Here is a 23,086-nt window from a genome sequence, read left to right on the forward strand (position 1 = left end):
AGGTCACAATCTCCAGGAAACAGGCAGGGTATCGCCCGACAGACGGTCCAGCACCGGCAGCAGATGCTGCCGCAGCACATGGCTGTCAGGGCATAGAAGACGCAGCACCAGCACATCCGGCGCCAGCAGGCTGGCGCCGCCGCAGGTGGCAAGCTGGGCGCGGACGGCGGCCAGATGCGCCTCGGCGTCTGGCGCGACATAGACCAGCGAGGCCATCGCCCCGGCGCCATCGCCGATCGGGCGCCGGGCCAATTGTCGGCTGATGTCGCCCTCGAGCCGCACCGCATCGCAATAAAGCGGCTGGCCCGCCCGGCGCAGGGTGATCCGGTCGTGAAACCGGGCGTCGGTCAGGGTTTCGCCCATGGCGGCGCGCCCGAAGATCACCGGTTCGACCATCAAGAGCCGTGCATCGGCGGCCAGATCGACGCTCAACCGCCGCCGCAGCGCGCAGCCGTCATAAAGAATGAGTTCCTGCGGCAGCCAATGCAATGTCGCACCGGCAGCCACCTGAAGCGTGCTGTCGACCCGGCCGAATTCGCCGTCGCGGCTGCGATAGGCGCGCTCGGCCGCCTGCGTCGTCAGCCCCAGCGCCGCGCCCGGCCCGGCGCTGGCAGTCAGCGACAGTCGGTCGCCACCGGTCACGCCGCCGGCGGTATTGATGCAGATCGTCTGCAACATCGCGCCCGCCCGCGGAAACAGCGCCTTCATCGCGCCGGCCTGGCGCAACCCGTCGATCACGCTGCGCCCGCCATGGCGTTTCGCCGACAGCACGATCTCCCCGCGCGCCCGGGGCTGGGCGTCAAGCGGCTGAAACGCTTGGGGTATCGGGGGATGCAGGGTGATGGGCTTGCTCCGCTTGGATGACGTGATCTGCTGCGGATTGAGCATATGGGCGCCGCCAATGGCCAGATTCGCGGCAGTTTGGAAGCAAGTGCCGGGCCATTTCGCCTAATTTTTAGACAAAAGTGGTTAACAGCGCCCGGAAATGGGGCAATTGCCGAGGAGCGGCCTGAAATCCTCCCGGCAGAATTGATCCATTCGCCGCAATGCAGAACTCATGTCCTTGCTCACGCAACGGTGACATCCCGCTAGGGCAACCGGCGCAGGGCGTGTGACGGCCAAGAGAACTGGCATTCGTAGCGGCCGCCACACTTTCGCAACATGAACGTTGCAGGGCTTTCTGTAGGCCGCCGCGCCCGCTGGCGCAATGGCCCCACAGCCGCTCTGCGGGGAGAGACAAGATATGACCCGTATCAGCAAGACATTCACCTCTATCGCCGCACTTGGCATGTTCGCCGCCGCGCCCGCGCTGGCGCAACAGGACTGCCCGATCAAGGTCGGCGTGCTGCACTCGCTCAGCGGCACCATGGCCATTTCCGAAACCACGCTGAAAGACACCGTCGAAATGCTGGTCGAACAGCAGAACGACGCCGGCGGCCTGCTGGGCTGCGAGCTTGAAGCGGTTGTCGTCGATCCGGCCTCGGACTGGCCGCTGTTTGCCGAAAAGGCGCGCGAGCTGCTGAGCGTGCATGAGGTCGACGTGATCTTCGGCAACTGGACCTCGGTCAGCCGCAAATCCGTCCTGCCGGTGATCGAAGAGCTGAACGGCCTGCTGTTCTACCCGGTGCAATACGAAGGCGAGGAAAGCTCCAAGAACGTCTTCTACACCGGCGCCGCCCCCAACCAGCAGGCGATCCCGGCCACCGATTACTTCCTCGAAGAGCTCGGCGTCGAGAAATTCGCCCTGCTCGGCACCGATTACGTCTATCCCCGCACCACCAACAACATCCTGGAATCCTACCTGAAATCCAAGGGCATCCCCGAGGAGGACATCTTCGTCAACTACACCCCCTTCGGGCATTCGGACTGGGCCACCATCGTGGCGGATGTCGTGGCGCTCGGCGCCGATGGCAAGCAGGTCGGCGTGATCTCGACGATCAACGGCGACGCCAATATCGGCTTTTACAAGGAACTGGCCGCCGCCGGCGTTTCGGCCGACGACATCCCCGTCGTCGCCTTCTCGGTGGGTGAGGAAGAGCTCTCGGGCCTCGACACCTCCAACCTCGTCGGCCACCTCGCCGCCTGGAACTACTTCCAGTCCGCTGAAACCGAGGCCAATGCCGCCTTCATCGACACCTGGAAGGCCCGCATGGGCGCGGAGCGTGTGACCAATGACCCGATGGAGGCCCATTACATCGGCTTCAACATGTGGGTGAACGCGGTCACCGATGCCGAAACCACCGAGGTCGATGCCGTCCGTACCGCGATGTACGGTCAGGAATTCCCGAACCTGACCGGCGGCACCGCGGTCATGCTGCCCAACCATCACCTGGCCAAGCCGGTGCTGATCGGCGAGATCACCGAGGACGGACAATTCGACATCGTCAGCCAGACCGAGGAAGTCCCGGGCGACGCCTGGACCGATTTCCTGCCGGAATCGGCGGTGCTGAAGTCCGATTGGAAAGACCTCGGCTGCGGCATGTACAACACCGAGACCTCGACCTGCGTCCAGATCAAGTCGAACTACTGATCTGACCTCCCGAGGGGCGTGGCCATCGTGCCGCGCCCCCGCTCTCCTCGACAGAACAGGCCCCTGAATATGCACCGCGTTCTTTTCGCGTGCCTGACCCTTCTGTGCCTGCCGCTGATGGCAGCGGCGCAGGATCAGGCCCCGAACTCCTCACAATCGTCCACCACCGACGCCGCCCTGCAAGCGATCCTGCAAGAGCATGCGCCACTTGTCGCCAAACCGTCGCGCCGTACCATTGGCACGGTGCTCGATGCGCTCACGGCCTCCGGCCTGCCGCAGGTGCCGGTCTTCCTGAACCGCTACGCCGAAAAGGAGGTCTGGCAGCGCGAGGCGGATGGGGTGTTCTTCTATGCCGAGGAAACCGGTGACGCCTATGCCCTGACCGACATCGACAGCGGTGACGTCCTGGCCGAGGTGGACGGCGACGGCCTGAAGAACATCAAGCCCAACGGCGGTGTCCGGCGCGAGATCGGCGCGGCATTGGTGCAGTTCCAGCTCTCCGATCCCGACATCACCCGCCGCCGCGACGCGCTCGACGCGATCTCGCGCAATCCCGATCCCTCGCAGCTCGCCGCGCTGACCGCCTCGATCGAGGGCGAGACCGACGCCGGCCTGCGCAGCCGCAAGGCGCGGCTCGCCACCTATCTCACCGCCCGTTTCGGCGACACTTCCGAAGCCCGGATCACGGCTATCCGCACCCTGTCCGACGACCTCAGCGTCGAAGGCCGCGCGGTGCTCAACCAGATCCTCGCCACGCGTTTCGCCGCGGCGCAATCCCTGCCCGGCGACAGCAATATCGCCCGCGTGCTTACCCCGGGCGAGGGCATCGACCGCGACACCGCCTATGCCGCCCTGGTCGATGCCGATCTCGCCCCGCCGCTGGTTGATGCCGGCGCGGTCCGCGCCGCGCTCGAAGCCAACATCACCGGAGGCCGGGTCGGCGGCATCCCGCTCGGCCAGCTCGGCACTGCCGAAGCCCGCGCCAGGGCCTATGCCGCTCTGGCCGCCGAAGGCACGGTGCCGCAACAGGTCACCGAAGCGGACATCGACGCCGCCCTCGCGGCGCATGTCTTCTTCGACAGCTACGAAGAGACCGATCCGGCGATCACCGGGGCCGCCGAGGACACGCTGGCCGCCGTGCGCACCCGCGTCGGCGTCGGCCAGACCATCGATCTGACGATGGATGCGGTGTCGCTGGCCTCGATCTACTTCCTCGCCGCCATCGGCCTCGCCATCACCTTCGGCGTCATGGGGGTGATCAACATGGCGCATGGCGAATTCATCATGATGGGCGCCTATACCGGCTATGTGGTCCAGCTCTTCGTGCCCGATTACACCCTGTCGCTGGTGGTCGCCCTGCCGCTGGCCTTCGCCGTCACCTTCGCCGCCGGCGTCGCGATGGAGCGGCTGGTGATCCGCTGGCTCTACCACCGCCCGCTCGAGACGCTGCTCGCCACCTTCGGCATCTCGATCGCCCTGCAACAGCTGGCCAAGAACATCTTCGGCACCCAGGCCCGCCCGCTGACCTCGCCGGGCTGGCTCGATGGCGCCTGGGTGCTCAACGACGTGGTGCAGATCGCCTATATCCGCATCGCGATCTTCGTGCTGGCGCTGCTGTTCCTCGGTCTGCTGCTCTTCATCCTCAAGAAGACCCGCCTCGGGCTGGAAGTGCGCGCCGTGACGCAGAATCCGCGCATGGCGTCGTCGATGGGCATCAATCCCGACCGGATCAACATGCTGACCTTCGGCCTCGGCTCGGGCATCGCCGGCATCGCCGGCGTCGCCATCGGCCTTTACGCCAAGGTCACCTCGGAAATGGGCGCCGATTACATCGTGCAGAGCTTCATGACCGTGGTCGTGGGCGGCGTCGGCAATGTCTGGGGCACGCTCGCCGGCGCCACGCTGATCGGCTTCCTGCAAAAGGGCATCGAGTTCTTCAACCCGTCGAACACGCTCGCCGCCCAGACCTACATGATCCTCTTCATCATCCTCTTCATCCAGTTCCGTCCCAAGGGCATCGTCGCCCTCAAGGGCCGCGCCGCAGGAGACTGACCATGACCCATCCAGTCCTTCCTCTTGCCGAAAATACCGCGGGGGAGTCCGCTGCAAGCGGACGGGGGCAGAGCCCCCGCCCCCGGCGACGCCAGAGGCGGCGCAACATGAAAGGCGCAGCCCAATGACCCGATCCTTCCTCTTCCGCAACCCGTCGGTGATGTGGTTCCTCGCCGCATTGGCGCTTTTCACCCTCGGGGTCACCGCGCTCAGCGAGGCCACCGGCGTGGGCTTTGTCTCCACCAGCTTCGTCAAGACCCTGGGCAAGACCCTCTGTCTCGCGCTCATCGCCATCGCCATGGACGTGGTCTGGGGCTATTGCGGCATTCTCTCGCTTGGCCATTTCGCCTTCTTCGGCATCGGCGGCTATGCCATCGGCATGTGGCTGATGTATGCCCGCACCGAGGGCATCGTGCTCGAAAGCCTGCAAGCCGGCGCCCTGCCGCCGACGCCCCAGGAGATTTCCGACGCTATCGCCGGCCAGATCTTCGGCGTGGTCGGCGCCTCGGAACTGCCGGGCCTGTGGAGTTTCGCGCATTCCCTGCCGCTGCAACTCATCGCCGTCATCCTCGTCCCCGGCCTCCTGGCCCTGGTCTTCGGCTGGCTCGCCTTCCGCAGCCGCGTCACCGGCGTCTACCTGTCGATCCTGACCCAGGCGATGACCCTGGCGCTGTCGCTCTACCTCTTTCAGAACGACACCGGGCTCAGGGGCAACAACGGCCTCTCCGGCCTGCAAAACATCCCCGGCTTCGAGGACACGCCGCAGGCGATGATCTCGATGGCCTTCTTCTGGGGCTCGGCGCTGGCTTTGGGGCTGGGCTACCTGCTCTTTGCCGTCGTGGTCGACGGCAAGATGGGCAGCGTGATCCGCGCGATCCGCGACAACGAGGCGCGGGTCCGCTTCCTCGGCTACCATGTCGAGAGCTACAAGCTCTTTGTCTTCACCCTGACCGCCATTGTGGCGGGCATTGCCGGGGCGCTGTATTACCCGCAGGCCGGCATCATCAACCCGGCCGAGATCGCGCCCATCGCCTCGATCTACCTCGCCGTCTGGGTGGCGATCGGCGGCCGCGGCCGGCTATACGGCGCGGTGATCGGCGCCGCCTTCGTCTCGCTGCTGTCGAGCTGGTTCACCGGCGGCGGCGCGCCGGCCATTCCGCTGGGCTTCTACACCATCCAGTGGACCGACTGGTGGCTGGTGTTGCTGGGCCTGTCGTTCGTCGCCGTCACCCTGTTCTTCCCCAAGGGCATCGGCGGCCTCTTCGATTACATCACCATCCGCCATCCGATCCCCGACCGTGTGGGCGATTACGGACCCGACGGCGGCGCACGACGCAAGGAGGAGGGCAAGCCATGACAACGCTGCTCGAAATGTCAGGGGTCTCGGTCAGCTTCGACGGCTTCAAGGCGATCAACAACCTGAGCTTCCAGATCGGCGAGCCGGAGCTGCGCGCCATCATCGGACCCAACGGCGCCGGCAAGACCACCTTCATGGACATCATCACCGGCAAGACCCGGCCGGACGAGGGCCGCGTGCTCTTCGGCGAAAAGTCCGTCTCGCTTCTGAAGATGAGCGAAAGCCAGATCGCCCGCGCCGGCGTCGGCCGCAAGTTCCAGAAACCCACGGTGTTTGAGGCCCAGACCGTGCGCGAGAACCTCGCCATGGCGCTGGCCAACAAGCGTGGCCCCTTCGACGTGCTGTTCTATCGCAAATCGAAACGCGGCGCCGAACGGATCGAGGAGATCGCCGAGCTGATCGGGCTGACCGAAGAACTTACCCGGCTCTCCGGCGAACTCAGCCACGGCCAGAAGCAATGGCTCGAGATCGGCATGCTGCTGGCGCAGGATCCGCGCCTGCTTCTGGTGGATGAACCGGCGGCAGGGATGACCCCGGCGGAACGCGAAAAGACCACGACGATGCTGGTCGAGGCAGCCCGGAAACACGCGGTGGTGGTGGTCGAGCACGACATGGAATTTGTCCGCCGCCTGAACTGCAAGGTTACGGTGCTGAACGAAGGCTCGGTGCTGGCCGAAGGCTCGCTCGACCACGTGACCAACAACAAGGAGGTCATCGATGTCTATCTCGGACGGTAAGCCGATGCTGGAAACCCGCGACCTGACGCTGAAATACGGCCACAGCCAGATCCTGCACGGCATCTCGATGCAGGCGCGGGCCGGCGAGGTGACCTGTGTCATGGGCACCAATGGCGTCGGCAAGACAAGCCTGCTCAAGGCGATCTCCGGCAGCCATCCCCGCGCCGGCGGCGATCTGTCGATCGACGGCGAGGTGATCCCGCCGGCGCCGGCGCATGTGTTGGCGCAGAAAGGCGTGGGATATGTGCCGCAGGGTCGCGACATCTTTCCGCTGATGACGGTGATGGAGAACCTCGAAACCGGGTATGCCTGTCTGCCGCGCGCGGAGCATTTTGTGCCCGACGAGATCTTCGAGCTGTTCCCGGTGCTCAAGCAGATGCGCGCCCGCCGGGGCGGCGATCTCTCGGGGGGTCAGCAGCAGCAGCTGGCGATTGCCCGCGCGCTGATCGCCAAGCCCAAGCTGCTCTTGCTCGACGAACCGACCGAGGGCATCCAGCCCAACATCATCCAGCAGATCGGCGAGGTGATCAAATACCTGCGCGGCAAGGGCGAGATGGCGATCGTGCTGGTCGAGCAGTTCTTTGACTTCGCCTATGGTCTCGGCGATCATTTCGTGGTGCTGAAACGCGGCGAGGTGGTGCTCGAGCGGGACCGCGCCAGCGCCGAACGCGATGTGCTGCTGGAGCATGTCTCGGTCTGAGCCGGCCCGCGCAATCGTGAGACAGCCTGTCAAATTCTCGCCATAACATTCACAAGAATGGTGGGACGGGATTCGGAGGTATGTTTCATGTTGAGAACGGTCTGGATGGCCCTGTGTCTGGGGCTCGGATTTGCCGGCGCGGCCCCAGCGCAGGAGGAGCGCTCGGTCAGGGCCTATGTCTGGGGCAATTCGCTGATCAATCATCCCACCGCATCGGAGGGCACCGCGGTGCCCTGGTGGCTGGCGCGGATGGCCGGGGCAGCGGGGCGCGAGCTGGCGCTCAGCGGGCAATATGCCTTTGGCGGGCAATTCCCCGACAAGCTGCCGCCGCTGCCGGAATGGGGGTTTCCGGGAGTCACGCCCAGCTATGAGCCCGGCCGCGCATTTGGCGATGCGCGGATTGATACCCTGTTGATAAATCCCGAGAACTTTATCCAGTACAAGGGCCCGTCAGAGCCGTATGACGGCGATCACAGCGACGGCCGCAGCCCGGTCAGCGGCACTGTGGCGCTTGCCGCCTGGGTGGTCGATCAGGGGTTGTCGCCGACGGTCTTTCTTTATGAAGGATGGGCCGAGATGGAGCGTTTCCCGCCCACCCGGCGCGCCTATCGCCGCTATCAGGCCTTTACCACCGGCGATTACCACGACTGGTATCTCGATTATCACGCCGCCGTGGCCGCGGCACTGCCCGCGCTCGATGTGCGGCTGATCCCGGTCGGGCCGATCCTGACCGGTCTCTTGACCGAGGGCCCGTTGCAGGAGCTGCGCCCGACCGATCTCTATACTGACAACGCCCCGCATGGCACGCCGGCAACCTATCTGATCGCCGCCATGATCACCTATGCCGCGCTCTACAACGCGCCGCCGCCGGTCCTCGAGCTGCCCGAGGACGTGCATCCGGTGCTGGCAGAGAGCTATGGCGCCGCGGCGGATTACATCTGGCAGGAAATGCAGGGATTTGCCGCGCCGCGCCGGGCCGCTGCCCTCGATGCCCCGCCGCAGGACGTGCCGGCCACGGCGCAAGTGGCGCCGCAGCCGCAGTTCGCCCCGGCCTCGACCGGTGTCGGACTGGCCAACCCGTCGATGGCCGTGGGGCTGAACGGCATTGCCGACTGGTCCACACAACAGCCCTTCATCGACGTGATGAAGACCGCGCGGCACTGGGTCGGGCATCTGCCGGGGCAATGGGGCGGTGTCTCGGCCGAGGATATGGCGGCGCAGGGGGCGTTGGATGCGCATGGCTGGCTGACCCGGATGCCGGCGGGTGTCGACCGGGTCGAGGCCTTTCTGCTGACCGATATGCCGCCCGAGGCGGTCTCGCTGAAAGGCCGCTACCGGGTGACATGGGAGGGCAGCGGCGAAGTCACCGTCGTCGGGCGCGCCCGGGTGCAGCAGAAGGAGGCGCGCGCGCTCTGGTTTCTTTATGAACCGGGGGAGGGGACGGTTGCGGTCCAGATCAGATCGACCGATCCGAACGGCACCGGCGATTACATCCGCAACATCCGCGTGATCCGCGAGGCGCATCTGCCGCTGGATGAGGCCGGGGTGGTGTTCAACCCGGATTTCATCGACCGCATCAAGGATCTCCGCGCCCTGCGCTTCATGGACTGGATGTTCACCAACGGCTCGCCCAAGGTGGCCTGGCAGGACCGTGCGCGGATTGGCGATTATTCCTATTTCCATCGCGGCGTGCCGGTCGAACATCTGGTGGCGCTGGCCAATCTGGTGGGCGCCGATCCGTGGTTCACCATGCCGCATATGGCCGATGACGGCTATCTCCGGGCCTATGCCACGGCGGTGCGCAGCGGGCTCGATCCACGGCTCAAGGCCCATGTCGAATATTCCAACGAGCTCTGGAACCGGTTCTTTCCCCAGGCGGCCTGGGCCGACGAACAGGCCCGCGCCCGCTGGGGCGAGGCGGCCGGCGACGATGGCTGGATGCAGTTTGCCGGGATGCGGGCGGCGCAGGTGGCGGATATCTGGACCGGGGTTTTCGGCGCCGAAGCTGCCGCGCGGCTGGTCAACGTGATCGGGGTGCACATCGGCTGGCCGGGGCTCGAGGTGCCGCAGCTTGCCGCGCCGCTCTGGCAGGCGGAGGGCAATGCCGCCCCGGCCGGGCGGTTTCAGGCCTATGCGGTCTCGGGCTATTTCGGCCATATGATCGGCAGCGAGGAGGAGGGCCACGAGATCAGGGCGCTGCTCGACGATGCCGCGGCGCGGGCGCGCGCGGCGGGCGAGGCCGAAGGGCTGCGCCGGGTTGCCCTGCGCGAATATGCGCGGGCGCGGCAGTTCGAGGGCACCATTGCGCCGGTGATCGACCGGCTGCGCGCCGGATCGCTGAAAGAGCTGACCGAGGAGCTCTGGCCCTATCACGCCCGGGTCGCGGCAGAACAGGACATGCGGCTGGTGATGTACGAGGGCGGCACCCATATCCTCGGTCACGGCCCCTGGCAGGAGGATGAGACCCTGACCGCCTATTTCCACCGGCTCAACTATTCGCCCGAGATGGGTGCGCTCTATGCCGATCTGCTCGTCGCCTGGCGCGATGTCGGCGGCACGCTGTTCAATGCCTTTGTCGATATCGGCAAGCCGTCGAAATTCGGCAGCTGGGGCAACCTGCGCCACCTCGACGACAGCACCCCGCGCTGGGATGCGCTGATGGCCTTCAACCAGACCGCCCCCGGCTGGTGGGAACAACGCGCGCCGGGCACCTTCTTGCAGGGCGTGACGCGGCGGGGCACCGAGGCGGCCGACCGGCTGGAGGGCACCAGCGAAGAGGATGTGCTGATCGGGCGGGCCGGGGATGACGTGCTGGTAAGCGCCGGGCGGGGCGATTTCCTGCATGGCGGGCCCGGGCGCGACGTGGCCGAGCTGCCGGGGGCCTATGGCAGCTATGGTTTCGACCGTCAGGGGCCGCTCCTGCGGGCTTGGCATAGCGAGGGTGTGGTTCACCTGCGCGATATCGAGGTGCTGCGCTTCGAGGATGTGGAGGTGGCGACCGACCTGTTGCAATAGGCCGCCACCCGCAGTCTTCTAGAGAAACCAGTCGCGGGCGTTGCGATAGCAGACATCGCGCACCAATTCGTCCATCGCGTCCTGATCATCGGGCACATGGCCCTCGACCTGCCAGCGGCCGACGATGCGGCAGAACAGCCGGCGGAAATATTCGTGACGCGGGAAGGACAGGAACGAGCGGCTGTCGGTCAGCATCCCGAGGAAGGTCGAAATCAGCCCCATCTGCGCCAGGGTGCGCATCTGGTCCTCCATGCCATCGAGCTGGTCGTTGAACCACCAGGCGGTGCCGGCCTGGATCTTGCCGGGGATCGAACCGTCCTGGAAGTTGCCGGCAGTGGTGACAATGGCGGCATTGCGGGTGGTGTCGAGCCCGTAGAGCACGGAGCGCGGCAGCGTGCCGTCGCGGTCGAGCCGGTCGAGCAGGGTGTTGAGCGGCTCGGCCAGGCTGATGTCGCGCGGGCTGTCGGCGCCGACGTCGGGGCCAAGGCTCTCGCGCAGACGGGTGCGGTTGGAGCGTAGGGCGTTGACATGCAGCTGCATCACCAGATCGCGCTTGGCATAGGCCCGGCCCAGCGCCACCAGCAGCGCCGCCCGCCAGGCGGCGGCATCCTCACCCGAGACCGCGCGCCCGGTGCGCCCGGCATCCAGCGCCGCGTCAAGCACCGCCGCCGGCACCTCCGGCCCGGCGTCGAGCCGGTCGATGCCGTGGTCGGCGGCGCGGCAGCCATGCGCCACGAAATGATCGAGTCGTTTTTCCAGCGCGCCGATCAGGTCGTCGAAGCTGGCAATCGGGTGGGTCAGCTCTTCCAGCCGCGCGATCCAGGCGGCAAAGCCCGGCGCGTCGATCTTCATCGCAGGATCGGGGCGGAAGGTCGGCACCACGCGCCAGGGCGCGTCCTTGAGCGCGGCGTGATGTTCGAGACTGTCGAGCGGATCGTCGGTGGTGCCCACCAGTTCGACCTTCATCTGGCTGAGCAGCCCCTGCGCGCCGTAGCCCGGCTCTGCCAGCCGCTCCTTGGCGGCGTCCCAGATCCGGTCGGCCGTCTCGGTGCTCAGCACGGTGCCGTCGAGCCCGAAGTAGCGCCAGAGCTCGAGATGCGACCAATGGTGCACCGGGTTGGCGACCAGCTTGGGCATGACGCGGGCGAAGGCATTGAACTTGTCGCGGGGGTCGGCGTCGCCGGTGATCAGCCGTTCCTCGACCCCGGCCCAGCGCATCAGCCGCCATTTGTAGTGATCATGGCCAAGCCAGAGCGTGCCAAGCTCGTCCCAGCGCTGGTCCTTGGCGATCTCGGCCGGGGGCAGGTGGTTGTGGTAGTCGATGATCGGCAGGTCGCGGGCCACCTCGTGGAACAGGTGCCGCGCCTCGGCGGTGTCGAGCAGGAAATCGTCGTTCAGGAAACGGGTCACAGGGCCTCCTTCAGGGCGCCGATGATGCCCTGGCTGGTGATGGCGTCAAACGCAGTTTGCACGGCGGGGGTCAATGTTTCCGACAGGTCGGTCGGCCCATCGAGGCCGAGCACGTCAGCGACCGGATCGGCGCCGGCAGCAGCGGCGCGCAGGGCGTCCTGGCGCGGGTCGGCCACCGGGGGCAGATCGCGCAGCGCGGCGATCCAGCTGGCGATCGCCAGCGCGGTGAGCGGCCAGGGCCGCCCGGCGGCGGCGTTCCGGCTGGCCGGTGCGAACAGCCGCTGCGGCATCTTCTGGCTGGTGTCCTGGGCGATCTGGTCGAGCCGGTGGCGCAGCCGCGTGTTGGCGAACCGCGCGATCAGCGCCTCGGCATAGCCGGGCAGATCGACGCCCTCGGGCATGTCGAGCGTCGCGGCCTGTTCGTCGAGCATCAGTTTCAGCGCCGCCTGTCGCAGCACCGCGTCGCCGGTGGCCTCTGCCACGGTCTCATGGCCCGCCAGCCGCCCGGCGTGGGCGAGGAAACTATGCGCGCCATTCAGCATGCGCAGCTTCATTTCCTCGTAGGGCGTGACATCCTCCACCAGCTCGGCCCCGCCTTCGGCAAAGGGCGGGCGGGCGCCGGCGAAATGATCCTCGAGCACCCATTGCAGGAACGGCTCGGTGACGATGCCGTTGGCGTCCTCGCCGCCCGCCGCCTGTTCGATCAGCGCCCGACCCGCGTCATCCAGCGCCGGGGTGATGCGGTCGACCATGGAGTTCGGGAAGGCGGCATTGGCCTCGATCCAGCCGGGCAGTTCGGCGTCGATCTCTGCGGCGTAGTCCAGCACCACCTGGCGCAGGATATCGCCATTGCCCGGCATGTTGTCGCAAGAGACCAGGGTGATTGGCCCAGCGCCGCCGGTGCGGCGGCGACGCAGCCCCTCGGCCAGGTCACCGATGGCGGTGCTGGGTGCGCTGTCCCCGGAAAGGTCGGCCTTGATGTCGTCGCGGCTGGTGTCCAGCCGGCCGCCGGCCTGGCAATAGCCCTTTTCGGTCACCGTCAGCAGCACCACCTCGAGCCCGCCCGAGGCGATCAGATCGAGAAGCGCCTCCGGCCCGTCGCGGCGCGGATGCAGGCTGGCGATCACGCAGCCGATCCTGCGCACCCGGGCGCTTTCGCCATCGGCGGCGGCGACATGATAGCGGCCCTCGGCCCGGTCCAGCGCCGAGAGCGCCTCGGCCCCCGAATGCAGCCGCGCGGCCACCACGCCCCAATCGCCGCCCGTGGCGTCGAGCCCCCGGTCGAGCACCCACATCGGATGCGCCCGGCCAAAGGCGCCGAAGCCGAGATGCAGGATGCGCGGTTTCAGCGCCGCGCGGTCATAAGCGGGCGCCTCGTGGGTGATCTCCAGATCGGTCATAGCTCTACCTCGTCATGCGATGCGATGTCCCGGCCCCCGGCACGCAAGCCACGGGTTTCGCCGGCGGGCAGGATCACCCGCGCGCTCGGCAGGATCGGCGCGGCGCTGCCCGCCTGCTGCCAGTCGAGCGTGACATGACTGTCGGTGCTCGCAAGGGTGAATCTCAGCAGGCTGTGTTCGGGGGCTTCGCTGATGCCATCGTCCTCGTAAAACAGCGATACCTCGCTGGCCTCGCCCGGGGTGGGGAACAGCAGCAGGTCGCGCGCCTGATCGGCGGAGGGATCGGCGCGCATCGCGCCCGCAGAGACCGGCAACACCGCACCGGCGCGGACAAACAGCGGCATGCTGCCCAGGTCGACCGGCAGCTCGAGCCGGGAGCCGGGGGCGTGATAGGCGCCGCTGTGGAAATCCCACCAGCCGGTGGCGTTCCGGGGGAGCTGCACCACCCGCGTCTCGGCGCCCGCGTCCATCACATTGGCGACCAGCAGATCGCGGCCGAGCATGAATTCGTCACGCTCCTGCCAGCAGGCCGGATCTTCCGGGAAATCGAGGAACAGCGGCCGCAGCATCGGTTCGTCGGCGTCCGCCGCCTGCCACAGGCAGGTGTAGAGATAGGGCAGCAGCCGGTAGCGCAGCGCCAGGGCCGCCCGAATCTGCGGCAGCACCTCGGGGTACATCCAGGGCTCGTTGACGGTGCCGTCGTCGTTCCAGGAATGGATGGTGAAGCGCGGATGGAAGATGCCGTTCTGCACCCAGCGGACAAAGAGTTCGGGTCCGGGCTTGGGGCCGGAAAAGCCGCCGACGTCATGGCCGATGTTGTAGAACCCCGAGAGGCTCATCCCGAGACCGGTGCGGGTATTGAAACGGATGGTCTTCCAGTCGGTGCGATTGTCGCCCGACCAGGTCTGGGCATGGCGTTGGAGCCCCGGCGCGCCGGAGCGCGAGATCAGGTAGGGCCGCTTGCCCGGCGCATGTCTGCGCTGCGCCTCTTCCGAGGCGCGGCTCATCAGGATCGGCATCAGCGGCCGGATCAGCCCGACATCGACCGGATCGCCAAAGCCGGCGCAGCGGGCGTGGTGATCCCAGATCTCGTATTCGTTGTTGTCGTTCCAGGTCGAGCCGATGCCATGATCGAGCAGTTGCGTCGTCACGCCCTCCTGCCACCACGCCACCGCATCCGGGTTGGTGAAATCGAGGTGCGCGCCTTCGTCGTCCCAGAAGATCGAGCGTTCGGGTTTGTCGTGGTCCTCGCTGTCGCGGATGAAGAGCCCGGCCCCGGCCACCTCGTCATAACGCGGGTGGTCCTGCAACAGGCAGGGCTTGATATTGGCGATCAGGTGTACACCGGCCTCGGCAAAGCGCGTGGTCATGCCGGCGATGTCGGGCACCTTGTCATGATTCCAGTTGAAGACATAGCGTTTCGGGCCAATCGAGGTGTAGCCCGAGGACATCTGGAAGCTGTCGCAGGGAATGTCGTGCTCGGCAATATGGGCGAGAAAACCCTCGAGCTGCGCCTGCGCGTCGGGCGCGTCGGTATAGCTCATGGTCGAGCCGGAATAGCCCAGCGTCCAGCGCGGTGGAAAGGCGGTGCCGCCGGTCAGCCGGGTCTGGCCCTTGACCAGATCGAGCAGTTGCGGCGCCCAGCGGACATAGTAATCGAGATCGCCATCCTCGGCCCGGTAGGCGCGATACGGCAGGTGGTAATTGTCGAGCTCGTTGCCGATGTCGAACCAGCAGGAGGCCAGGTTGTCGTAAAAGATCGACCAGGCCCCGGCGCGCTCGGTCTGGGTCAGCGTAAAGGGCACATGCTTGTAGAGCGGATCGGTCTTTTCGGCGTCATAGCCCATGGCATCGAGATTGCGCATCTCGAAACGGCGGCCGCTGCGTTCCAGATCGCCGGTCTTTTCGCCAAGGCCATAAACCCGGTCCTCGGGATAGCGCCGCAGGAAATGTTCGTGCCGGTGATCGCGGGTGTCGAGTAGGGTGCCGCCGGTGGGGCGTTCCTCGACAAAGGGCACCCATTCACCGTCGATCCGTGCCGCCCAGGCCAGGTGCAGCGGCTGCGAGACCGTGAGGCGCAGCACATCGGTCTCGATCACCAGCGTCTCGCCGTCGGTGATCTTTGCCGCGGGGCAGGCAAAACCCGTGAGCTCGTCGCGGCTGCGCCCCTGCCAGGGCATCTCGCCCCCCGGCGCGACGCACCAGGTCCGGTCGAGCCGCCAGGTGCCGTCCTTCTTCAGCGACACCCGGATCAGGTCATGCTCCAGCACCCGGATCGACAGCAGGTGCCGGCCCTCGACCAAAAGATCGGCCCCGGCGGCGTGGCGGGTGTGAAGGGTCCAGTCGCGAAGCGTTTTCATAGGCCGTATCCCAGAAGCAGGCGGGGCAGGAAGAGGCTGATCTCGGGGACATAGGTGACCACGAGCAGCAGCGAGACAAGCACCGCATAGAGCGGCAGCAGCGGTTTGATCACCTTGGCGATCGAGGTGCCGCCGACCGAACAGCCGACAAACAGCGCCGATCCGACCGGCGGGGTGCAGATGCCGATGCAGAGGTTGAAGGTCATGACGATGCCGAAATGCACCGGATCCATGCCCAGATCGCCCACCACCGGCAGGAAGATCGGCGTAAAGATCAGAAGCGCCGGTGTCATGTCCATGAAGGTGCCGATCAGCAGCAGGGTGATGTTGATCGCCAGCAGGATCATCAGCGGGTTGTCGGACAGATTGAGCAGCACATCGGAGATAGTGTTGGGGATCATGCCAAAGGCCATGGCCCGGCTCATCGCGATCGAAGCGCCGATCATCAGCAGCACCACCGAGGTGGTGACGGCGCTCTCGATGATGATGCGCGGCAGGTCGCGCAGCGAAATCTCGCGATACCAGACCAGCGCCAGCACCAGCGCATAGATCACCGCCGCGGCCGAGGCCTCGGTTGCGGTGAAGACGCCCGAGATGATGCCGCCCATGATGACGACGATCAGCCCAAGCGGCAGCACCGCGTCGCGCGCCGCCACCCAGAATTCGTTCAGCGAGGGGCGGGGCGAGACCGGGTAGCCGCGCCGCTTGGCGATGATGCCGGCGACGATCATGATGCCGAGGCCCATCAGCAGGCCGGGCAGGTAGCCGGCGACAAACAGCGCCGCGATCGAGGTGCCGCCGGTGATCAGCGAATAGACGATCAGCGTCGCCGAGGGCGGGATCAACAGGCCGGTCGGGCAGGAGGCGATATTGACCGCTGCCGAGAAGCTGCGGTCATAGCCTTCGCGGTCTTGCAGCGGCGCCATCACGCCGCCGACCGCCGCCGCCGAGGCCACGGCAGAGCCGGAAATCGAGCCGAACATCATGTTGGCCAGCACGTTGCAATGCGCCAGCGCGCCGGGCAGCCGGCCGGCCAGCACCTTGGCGAAATTGATCAGCCGCATGGCGATGCCGCCATGGTTCATGATGTTGCCGGCGAGGATGAAGAAGGGGATGGCCAGCAGCGTGAAGCTGTCGAGCCCCGAGGCCATCTGCTGGGCGACGATAAAGACCGATTGCTCGACCCCCATGAACAGCAGGAAGGTCAGCGTCGCCGCGGAGCCGATGGCAAAGGCAATGGGCACGCCCATGGCCATGAAGATGACGAAGGAGCCGAAGAGGACCCAGATCGCGTAGCTCATATCTATTTCCTCATTCGATCGGCAGGTCGGAGTCGGACTCGACCACAGGCATCCGCCCGCGGGCGACCTCGGCAAAAAACAGGGCGCAGTAGTAGAGAATCACCGCCCCGGCGAAAGGGATGGCGCCGTAGATCCAGCCCATCGAGATGCGCAGCGCCGGGGTGACCTGGCCAGAGGCCAGGGTCCGCGACACCAGCGAATAGCCGCCCCAGATCATCACCACGGCGGCGAAGCTTGCCACCACCAGCAGGATCGCCGCCTCGGAAGCCAGCTTGCGGCGGCCGCTGAGCGTGCTGGTCAGCAGGTCGATGGCCAGGTGGCGGCGGGCGCCAAAGGTATAGGCGCCGCCGATCAGCGCCAGCCACATGAAGAGAAAGCGCGCGATCTCGTCGGTCAGAGTGCTCGGCGTGCCGAGCACGTAGCGGCTCAGCACCTGCCAGGTGACACAGGCGACCAGCACCGTGAAGATCGCGATGATGACCCAGCGCAACAGGCTGTCGATTGCGGACTTCATGGAGCGCGCCTCCGGCTTGGGCGGGGTGGTCTTGCGTGGGGGATCATCTCGTCTCCTCCTCAGGCTGAGAATGTGCCGCATACTCGCAGCCTCGATAAATGTGGTCAACCAATTTCAGAAATGGGTTGACTACTTCCTGCAATAAACCGCATCATCCGTCCAGATTGGTCAACCAGGATAAGGGGCCAATCGCTGAAATTCTTCCGGGAGGACTTCCATGAAAGTCGCAGCTACCTTTACCGCCGCCGCCATTGCCGCGGTCGCCACATCGGCCGGCGCCGAGACGTTCCGTCTCAACCACAACAACCCGCCGGATCATCCGACGCATCTGTCGATGCAGTTCATGGCGGATCGCGTCGAAGAGCTGACCGATGGCGGCATCAAGATCCAGATCTTCCCCAACGCCCAGCTTGGCACCCAGCGCGAATCGATGGAGCTGGTGCAGAACTGCGCGCTCGAGATGGCCCGCTCCAACGCCTCCGAGCTCGAAGCCTTCGAGGAAAGCTATTCGGCAATGAACCTGCCCTATATCTTCGCCTCCGAAGCGCATTTCAACGAGGTGATCTCGGGTGAAATCGGCCAGGACATCCTTGCCGCATCGGTCGACAACGGCTTTCGCGGCGTGGCCTTCCTGACCGAAGGCGCACGGTCGTTCTATGGCCAGAAGCCGATCCTGTCGCCGGCCGATCTGACCGGCGTCAAGGTGCGCGTGCAGCCTTCGCCGTCGGCCATCCGCATGGTCGAGCTGCTCGGCGGCAACCCCACACCGATCTCCTGGGGCGAGCTCTACAGCGCGCTGCAACAGGGTGTCGTCGACGCCGCCGAGAACAACCCCACGGCACTGACGTCGGCCCGTCACGGCGAAGTGGCGTCGCATTTCTCGCTCGACGAGCACACCATCATCCCCTCGGTGGTGGTGATGTCGAACTGCGCCTGGGACGGCATGAGCGCCGAAGAGCAGGAAGCCTTCATGACCGCTGCGGCGGAAATGCAGGAGCGCCACGGCGTGGAGTGGAAAAAAGCCTCTGACGCCGCCATCGAACAGGCCCAGGCCGAGCTGGACGTCACCGTCCACGAGGTCGACAAGACGCCCTTCGTCGAGGCGGTCCAGCCGATGTACGAAGAGGTTGCCGCGCAATCCGAGACGGTCGCCGATCTGATCGAGCGTATCCAGTCCTCGGCTTCCGGCTCCTGAGGCGGCCATGCTCGAACGGTCAGATATCGCCGAGAACGCGCTTCAGTGTCTGCATGACGAGGACTACGACCGTCCTTTCAACACGCAGAACCTGAACGCCGATACCCTGATCTTCTCCGGCGGCCGGCAGGGCCGGTCGCTGGACGGAGAGTGGTATTTCTGCGTCGATCTCCTGGATACCGGGCTGCGGCAGAAATGGTTCGCCATGACGCCCGCCCGCCCCGAAGACCGTATCGAGCCCTGGGATTACGATCCCCATGACGGCGAGACGGTGCCGGTGCCCTCGAACTGGCAGATGCTGAAGGAGAAATGGTATTTCTTCGAAGGCTCGGCCTGGTACACCCGGCCCGTCACCGTCGACGCCCTGGATGAAGGACGGCGCCGCTTCCTGCGGATCGGCGCCGCCCAGTATGATTGCAAGGTCTTCGTCAACGGCCAGTTCCTCGGCAACCACTACGGCGGCTCCACGCCGTTCTGTGTCGAGCTGACCGAGGCGCTGGAGCCGGGCGAAAACTGGATCATGCTCTGCGTCAACAATACCCGCACCCGCGACCGGGTGCCGATGCGCAACACCGACTGGTTCAACTATGGCGGCGTCTACCGCGAGGTGACGCTTTTCGAGACGCCGGCGACGGTGATCCGCGAGCTGTTCCTGCGACTCGAGGGCGGCGCGGTAAAAGCCTTGGTCGTTGCTGATGGCCCGGCCGAGAGCGCGCGGCTGGAGATCCCCGAACTGGGCGTCAAAACCGACATTCCGCTGACCGAGGGTCGTGGCGAGGTGACGCTGGAGGCGCAGCCCGCGCTCTGGTCGCCCGACAGCCCGAAGCTCTATGACGTGACCTGCGCCGCCGGCGGCGATGTGGTGACCGACCGGGTCGGTTTCCGCACTGTCGAACGGCGCGGAACCGAGATTTTCCTGAACGGCAAACCGCTGTTCCTGCGCGGCATTTCCGTGCATGAGGACGACGAACAATCCGGCAAGGTCACCAGCGAGGCCGACATCCGCCGCCGCTTCGAACATGCCCGCGAACTGGGCTGCAACTTCCTGCGGCTGGCGCATTACCCGCATCACGAACGCGCCGCAGAGATCGCCGACGAGCTGGGCCTGCTGCTCTGGGAGGAAATCCCGGTCTACTGGGCGATCGATTTCGCCAATCCGGCCACCCGCCGCGATGCCACCAACCAGCTCACCGAACTGGTGCGCCGCGACCGCAACCGCGCCAGCGTGATCATCTGGTCGATCGGCAACGAGAACCCCGACACCGATGCCCGGCTCGACTTCATGCAGGGTCTGGCCGCGACCGCCCGGGCCGAAGATCCGACCCGGCTGATCGCCGCCGCCTGCCTGATCAACCACGCCAAGCTCAAGATCGAGGACCGTCTGGCCGGCGCGCTCGATATCATCGGGATCAACGAATATTACGGCTGGTATGACGAAAACTTCGACGAACTGGCGATCATCGGCCGCAATTCCGCCCCCGACCGGCCGGTGGTGATTTCGGAAACCGGAGCCGATGGCGACCATGAGAAAGGGCCCGAGCGCGGGCTGTTTTCCACCGCCTATCAGTCTGAAGTCTATGAAAAACAGATCGCGACACTGTCGGATCTTGATTACATCAAGGGAATTTCGCCCTGGATCCTCTATGATTTCCGTGTCGAACGGCGTCAGAATGTCTTTCAGCGTGGTTGGAACCGCAAGGGTCTGATCGCCGCCGACAAGCAGACCAGAAAGCCGGCCTTCGGCCTTCTGGCGGCGCATTACGCGGAGCGGGCATCGAAGGAGGAGTGATGGGCGAACGCAGGCAATATCGGGATGTGGCGCGGGACATACAGGACATCATCCGCAGCGAGGCGCTGGCCGCCGGCGACCGGTTGCCGCCGGAACGCGGGCTGTCGGACCGGCTTGGCGTGTCGCGCTCGCTGGTGCGCGAGGCGCTGATCCTGCTCGAGATCGAGGGCGTGGTCGAGGTGCGCAAGGGCTCGGGGATCTACATCTCCGACACGCCACTGGGCACCGGGGCACAGGTGCGCGACGATATCGGCCCGTTCGAGCTGTTGCAGGCGCGGCAGCTCATCGAATCCGAGGTCGCCGGCTTTGCCGCCCGCATGGTCACCAAGAACGACATCCTGCGGCTGCGCGAGGCGCTGGCCCGTGAACGTGCCGACATGGCCGACGGCGATCCCGGCTATGACGGCGACCGCGAATTCCACCGGCTGATCGCCGAGGCGACGCAGAATTCGGTGCTGGTCGACGTGGTCGAGGAGCTCTGGCGCAAGCGCGAGCAGAGCCCGATGTGGGCGCGGCTGCACGATCGCATCTTCGAGACCGAATATCGCCGCGCCTGGCTGGACGATCACGAGGCTATCCTCGCCGCGCTTCAGGCCCGCAACCCGGAACAGGCGCGCGCCGCCATGTGTCAGCATCTCGGCAATGTCCGCGAAACGCTGATGGCGCTGTCGGACGTCGAGGATCCCTCGTTCGACGGCTATCTTTTCGAGCCGGTCGCCCAGACCGGATAACCCCAAAGCCCCCGAGAGGCCTCTATGATCGAATCCTGGCGCTGGTTTGGCCCCGATGATCCCGTGACCCTATCCGATGTCCGCCAGGCGGGCGCCACCGGCATTGTCACCGCCCTGCACGGCGTGCCGGCCGACACCCCCTGGCGCCGCGAGGATATTGCGACCCGGCAAGAGATGATCCGCGATGCCGGCCTGGAATGGGTCGTGGTCGAGAGCATTCCGGTCCACGAGAGCATCAAGACCGGCGCGCCGGGCTGGGAAGCCATGGCCGACGTCTGGGCCGAGAGCCTGCGCGCCGTCGCCGCCGAAGGCATCACCACGGTCTGCTACAATTTCATGCCGGTGCTGGACTGGACCCGCACCGCGCTCGACCATGCGCTGGCCGATGGCGCGCAATGCCTGCGGTATGACGCGGTGGATGCGGCGATCTTCGACATCTTCCTGCTCAAGCGCGACGGCGCCCGCGCCGACCACCGCGCGGACATCGCCGACGAGGCCGAAACGCGCTATGACGGCATGGACGGGGCCGCCTGTCAGCGGCTGACCGAGACGATCATCGCCGGGCTGCCGGGGGCCGAGGAAAGCTGGACGCTCGACGGCTTCCGCAATCGCATCGCCGATTACCGCGAGATCGATGCCGCGCGGCTGCGCGCCAACCTGCTGGCCTTTCTCGACCGGGTGCTGCCGGTGGCGCGCGAGGCCGGCGTCAAGCTGGCCATCCATCCCGACGATCCGCCCTTCGCGCTGTTCGGCCTGCCGCGGGTGGTCTCCTGCGCCGAGGACCTGGCGGCGATCCTCGATCACGCGCCGGTGGCGGAAAACGGGCTGACCTTCTGCACCGGTTCGCTGGGCGTGCGCGCCGACAACGATCTGCCGGCGATGTTCGATCGGTTCCGCGACCGCATCCACTTCCTGCACCTGCGTTCGACCGAGCGCGAGGCCGATGGCGTCAGCTTTCACGAGGCCGCGCATCTGGCCGGCGATGCCGGTCTGGTCGAAATCGTGCGGCGGGCGCTGCGTCTCGAGGCCGACAGCGGCCGGCACGTGCCGATGCGCCCGGACCACGGCCATATGATCGGCTGGGATCAGTCACGCGGCATGCGCGCCGGCTACCCCTATATCGGCCGGCTGCGCGGCCTGGCCGAGCTGCGCGGTGCCGCCGCGGCCCTGGCCGCGACCGGCCGCGCCTGACGCACCCCGGCCGGCGGCAGGCCCCGGCCCCGCCGGGCCGTCAATATTCGATGGCGTCCAGAAATCTTTGCTGCGCGGTGTTGAGATGCTCTTCGAGCAGCCGCGCGGCCCGGTCGGCGTCCTTGTCGCGGATCGCATGCAGGATCTCGAGGTGTTCGGCAAAGGCCTCGCCGTGGCTGAGATAGCGCGGCGGCAATTGCAGCCGCACCAGCATCTGCTTGGTTTCAAGGTTTCTGAATATCTCGTCGATCAGGCTGCTGCCCAGGGCCCCTAGAAAGGTCTGGTGCAGATCCCAGTCGAGCTTGGTGCGCCGGCGGACCAGCGCCTGGCGCTGTTCGGCGGTCTCGGTCGAGGCTTCCATGATCTCCAGCGTTCTGCGGCGCAATGCGTCGACTTCCTGGGGGTCGTGGTCGCTTGCGTATGCGCGCACCGCCGGCATCTCGACCAGTTTGCGCAACTGATAGATCTCGCGCACCTCGGTGGCGTCGATCTCGCGCAGAACGACGCCTTTCTTGGCAATCAGCTCGACAATCCCCTCGCCCTCGAGCCGCTTCAGCGCCTCGCGCACCGCCGTGATGGTCGAGCCGGTGGCATCGCAGATCTCGCGCTGGGTGACCAGCCGGCCGGGTTTGAACGTGCCCTGCATCAGGCATTTCACAAACCGCTCATAGGCGCCCGAGCGCTGGACCTGGGAGGATTGCGCGGCCTCTTCCACAGTCGGGTCGTTCACGTCACTGGGCACAGGTGATCTCCTGAAAATGGGGCGGTCGGGCAAGGCGAGGGACGGCAGGGGCCCGGGTGATT

17 protein-coding genes are annotated in these 23,086 nt (G+C 66.2%); 10 read left to right on the forward strand and 7 right to left on the reverse strand.

Annotated features, from left to right (window positions below):
* Positions 1–3: 3 nt before the first annotated feature.
* Positions 4–888, reverse strand: a complete 885-nt coding sequence (locus tag BMW90_RS10915; RefSeq protein ID WP_083416018.1) for an urease accessory protein UreD — start codon at positions 886–888, stop codon at positions 4–6.
* Positions 889–1,243: 355 nt separating this feature from the next.
* Between BMW90_RS10915 and urtA the strand changes: the two genes are divergently transcribed.
* From urtA to BMW90_RS10945, 6 genes are all read left to right on the forward strand, one after another.
* Positions 1,244–2,530, forward strand: a complete 1,287-nt coding sequence (gene urtA, locus BMW90_RS10920; RefSeq protein WP_048528940.1) for an urea ABC transporter substrate-binding protein — start codon at positions 1,244–1,246, stop codon at positions 2,528–2,530.
* 69 nt (positions 2,531–2,599) lie between these two features.
* Positions 2,600–4,582, forward strand: a complete 1,983-nt coding sequence (gene urtB / locus BMW90_RS10925) for an urea ABC transporter permease subunit UrtB (RefSeq protein ID WP_074836573.1) — start codon at positions 2,600–2,602, stop codon at positions 4,580–4,582.
* 124 nt (positions 4,583–4,706) lie between these two features.
* Positions 4,707–5,939: an urea ABC transporter permease subunit UrtC gene (urtC, locus tag BMW90_RS10930; protein ID WP_074836574.1), complete on the forward strand. Its 1,233-nt coding sequence runs from the start codon at positions 4,707–4,709 to the stop codon at positions 5,937–5,939.
* Positions 5,936–6,676, forward strand: a complete 741-nt coding sequence (gene urtD, locus BMW90_RS10935; RefSeq protein ID WP_048528944.1) for an urea ABC transporter ATP-binding protein UrtD — start codon at positions 5,936–5,938, stop codon at positions 6,674–6,676. Before urtC ends, urtD begins: the two co-directional genes overlap by 4 nt.
* Before the next feature lie 4 nt (positions 6,677–6,680).
* A complete protein-coding gene (gene urtE / locus BMW90_RS10940) occupies positions 6,681–7,376 on the forward strand; it encodes an urea ABC transporter ATP-binding subunit UrtE (protein ID WP_074836575.1) in 696 nt (231 codons plus the stop codon).
* A gap of 87 nt (positions 7,377–7,463) precedes the next feature.
* Entirely contained in the window at positions 7,464–10,391 is a 2,928-nt protein-coding gene (locus BMW90_RS10945; protein WP_074836576.1) for a calcium-binding protein, read from the forward strand.
* Positions 10,392–10,409: 18 nt separating this feature from the next.
* On the opposite strand, the gene uxaC is transcribed toward BMW90_RS10945, so the two are convergent.
* Genes uxaC through BMW90_RS10970 form a run of 5 tightly spaced genes read right to left on the reverse strand, consistent with a single transcriptional unit; the run spans position 10,410 to position 17,376 of the window.
* Positions 10,410–11,801, reverse strand: a complete 1,392-nt coding sequence (gene uxaC / locus BMW90_RS10950; protein ID WP_048528947.1) for a glucuronate isomerase — start codon at positions 11,799–11,801, stop codon at positions 10,410–10,412.
* Positions 11,798–13,201 (reverse strand): mannitol dehydrogenase family protein, encoded by a 1,404-nt coding sequence (locus BMW90_RS10955; RefSeq protein ID WP_074836577.1) that lies wholly within the window; start codon positions 13,199–13,201, stop codon positions 11,798–11,800. Before BMW90_RS10955 ends, uxaC begins: the two co-directional genes overlap by 4 nt.
* Complete coding sequence (locus BMW90_RS10960) at positions 13,198–15,561, reverse strand: TIM-barrel domain-containing protein (RefSeq protein WP_074836578.1); 2,364 nt, start codon at positions 15,559–15,561, stop codon at positions 13,198–13,200. Before BMW90_RS10960 ends, BMW90_RS10955 begins: the two co-directional genes overlap by 4 nt.
* Positions 15,558–16,862, reverse strand: coding sequence for a TRAP transporter large permease (locus BMW90_RS10965; protein ID WP_170850537.1), 1,305 nt, complete (start codon positions 16,860–16,862; stop codon positions 15,558–15,560). The genes BMW90_RS10960 and BMW90_RS10965 overlap by 4 nt, the downstream gene beginning before the upstream one ends.
* Before the next feature lie 10 nt (positions 16,863–16,872).
* Positions 16,873–17,376 (reverse strand): TRAP transporter small permease, encoded by a 504-nt coding sequence (locus BMW90_RS10970; protein WP_048528952.1) that lies wholly within the window; start codon positions 17,374–17,376, stop codon positions 16,873–16,875.
* A 217-nt stretch (positions 17,377–17,593) separates the two neighbouring features.
* Between BMW90_RS10970 and BMW90_RS10975 the strand changes: the two genes are divergently transcribed.
* Genes BMW90_RS10975 through uxuA form a run of 4 tightly spaced genes read left to right on the forward strand, consistent with a single transcriptional unit; the run spans position 17,594 to position 22,282 of the window.
* Positions 17,594–18,571: a TRAP transporter substrate-binding protein gene (locus tag BMW90_RS10975; RefSeq protein WP_074836579.1), complete on the forward strand. Its 978-nt coding sequence runs from the start codon at positions 17,594–17,596 to the stop codon at positions 18,569–18,571.
* A 7-nt stretch (positions 18,572–18,578) separates the two neighbouring features.
* Positions 18,579–20,360 carry a glycoside hydrolase family 2 protein gene (locus tag BMW90_RS10980; protein WP_074836580.1) on the forward strand — a complete coding sequence of 594 codons (1,782 nt, stop codon included), beginning with the start codon at positions 18,579–18,581 and terminating at the stop codon, positions 20,358–20,360.
* On the forward strand, positions 20,360–21,091 hold the full coding sequence (locus BMW90_RS10985) for an FCD domain-containing protein (RefSeq protein ID WP_048528956.1): 732 nt from the start codon (positions 20,360–20,362) through the stop codon (positions 21,089–21,091). Before BMW90_RS10980 ends, BMW90_RS10985 begins: the two co-directional genes overlap by 1 nt.
* Before the next feature lie 24 nt (positions 21,092–21,115).
* Positions 21,116–22,282, forward strand: coding sequence for a mannonate dehydratase (gene uxuA, locus BMW90_RS10990; RefSeq protein WP_074836581.1), 1,167 nt, complete (start codon positions 21,116–21,118; stop codon positions 22,280–22,282).
* A gap of 40 nt (positions 22,283–22,322) precedes the next feature.
* On the opposite strand, the gene BMW90_RS10995 is transcribed toward uxuA, so the two are convergent.
* A complete protein-coding gene (locus tag BMW90_RS10995; protein ID WP_139211321.1) occupies positions 22,323–23,024 on the reverse strand; it encodes a GntR family transcriptional regulator in 702 nt (233 codons plus the stop codon).
* Positions 23,025–23,086 lie beyond the last annotated feature (62 nt).

This window comes from Marinovum algicola (genome assembly GCF_900109145.1).
Classification (GTDB): Bacteria; Pseudomonadota; Alphaproteobacteria; order Rhodobacterales; family Rhodobacteraceae; genus Marinovum; species Marinovum algicola.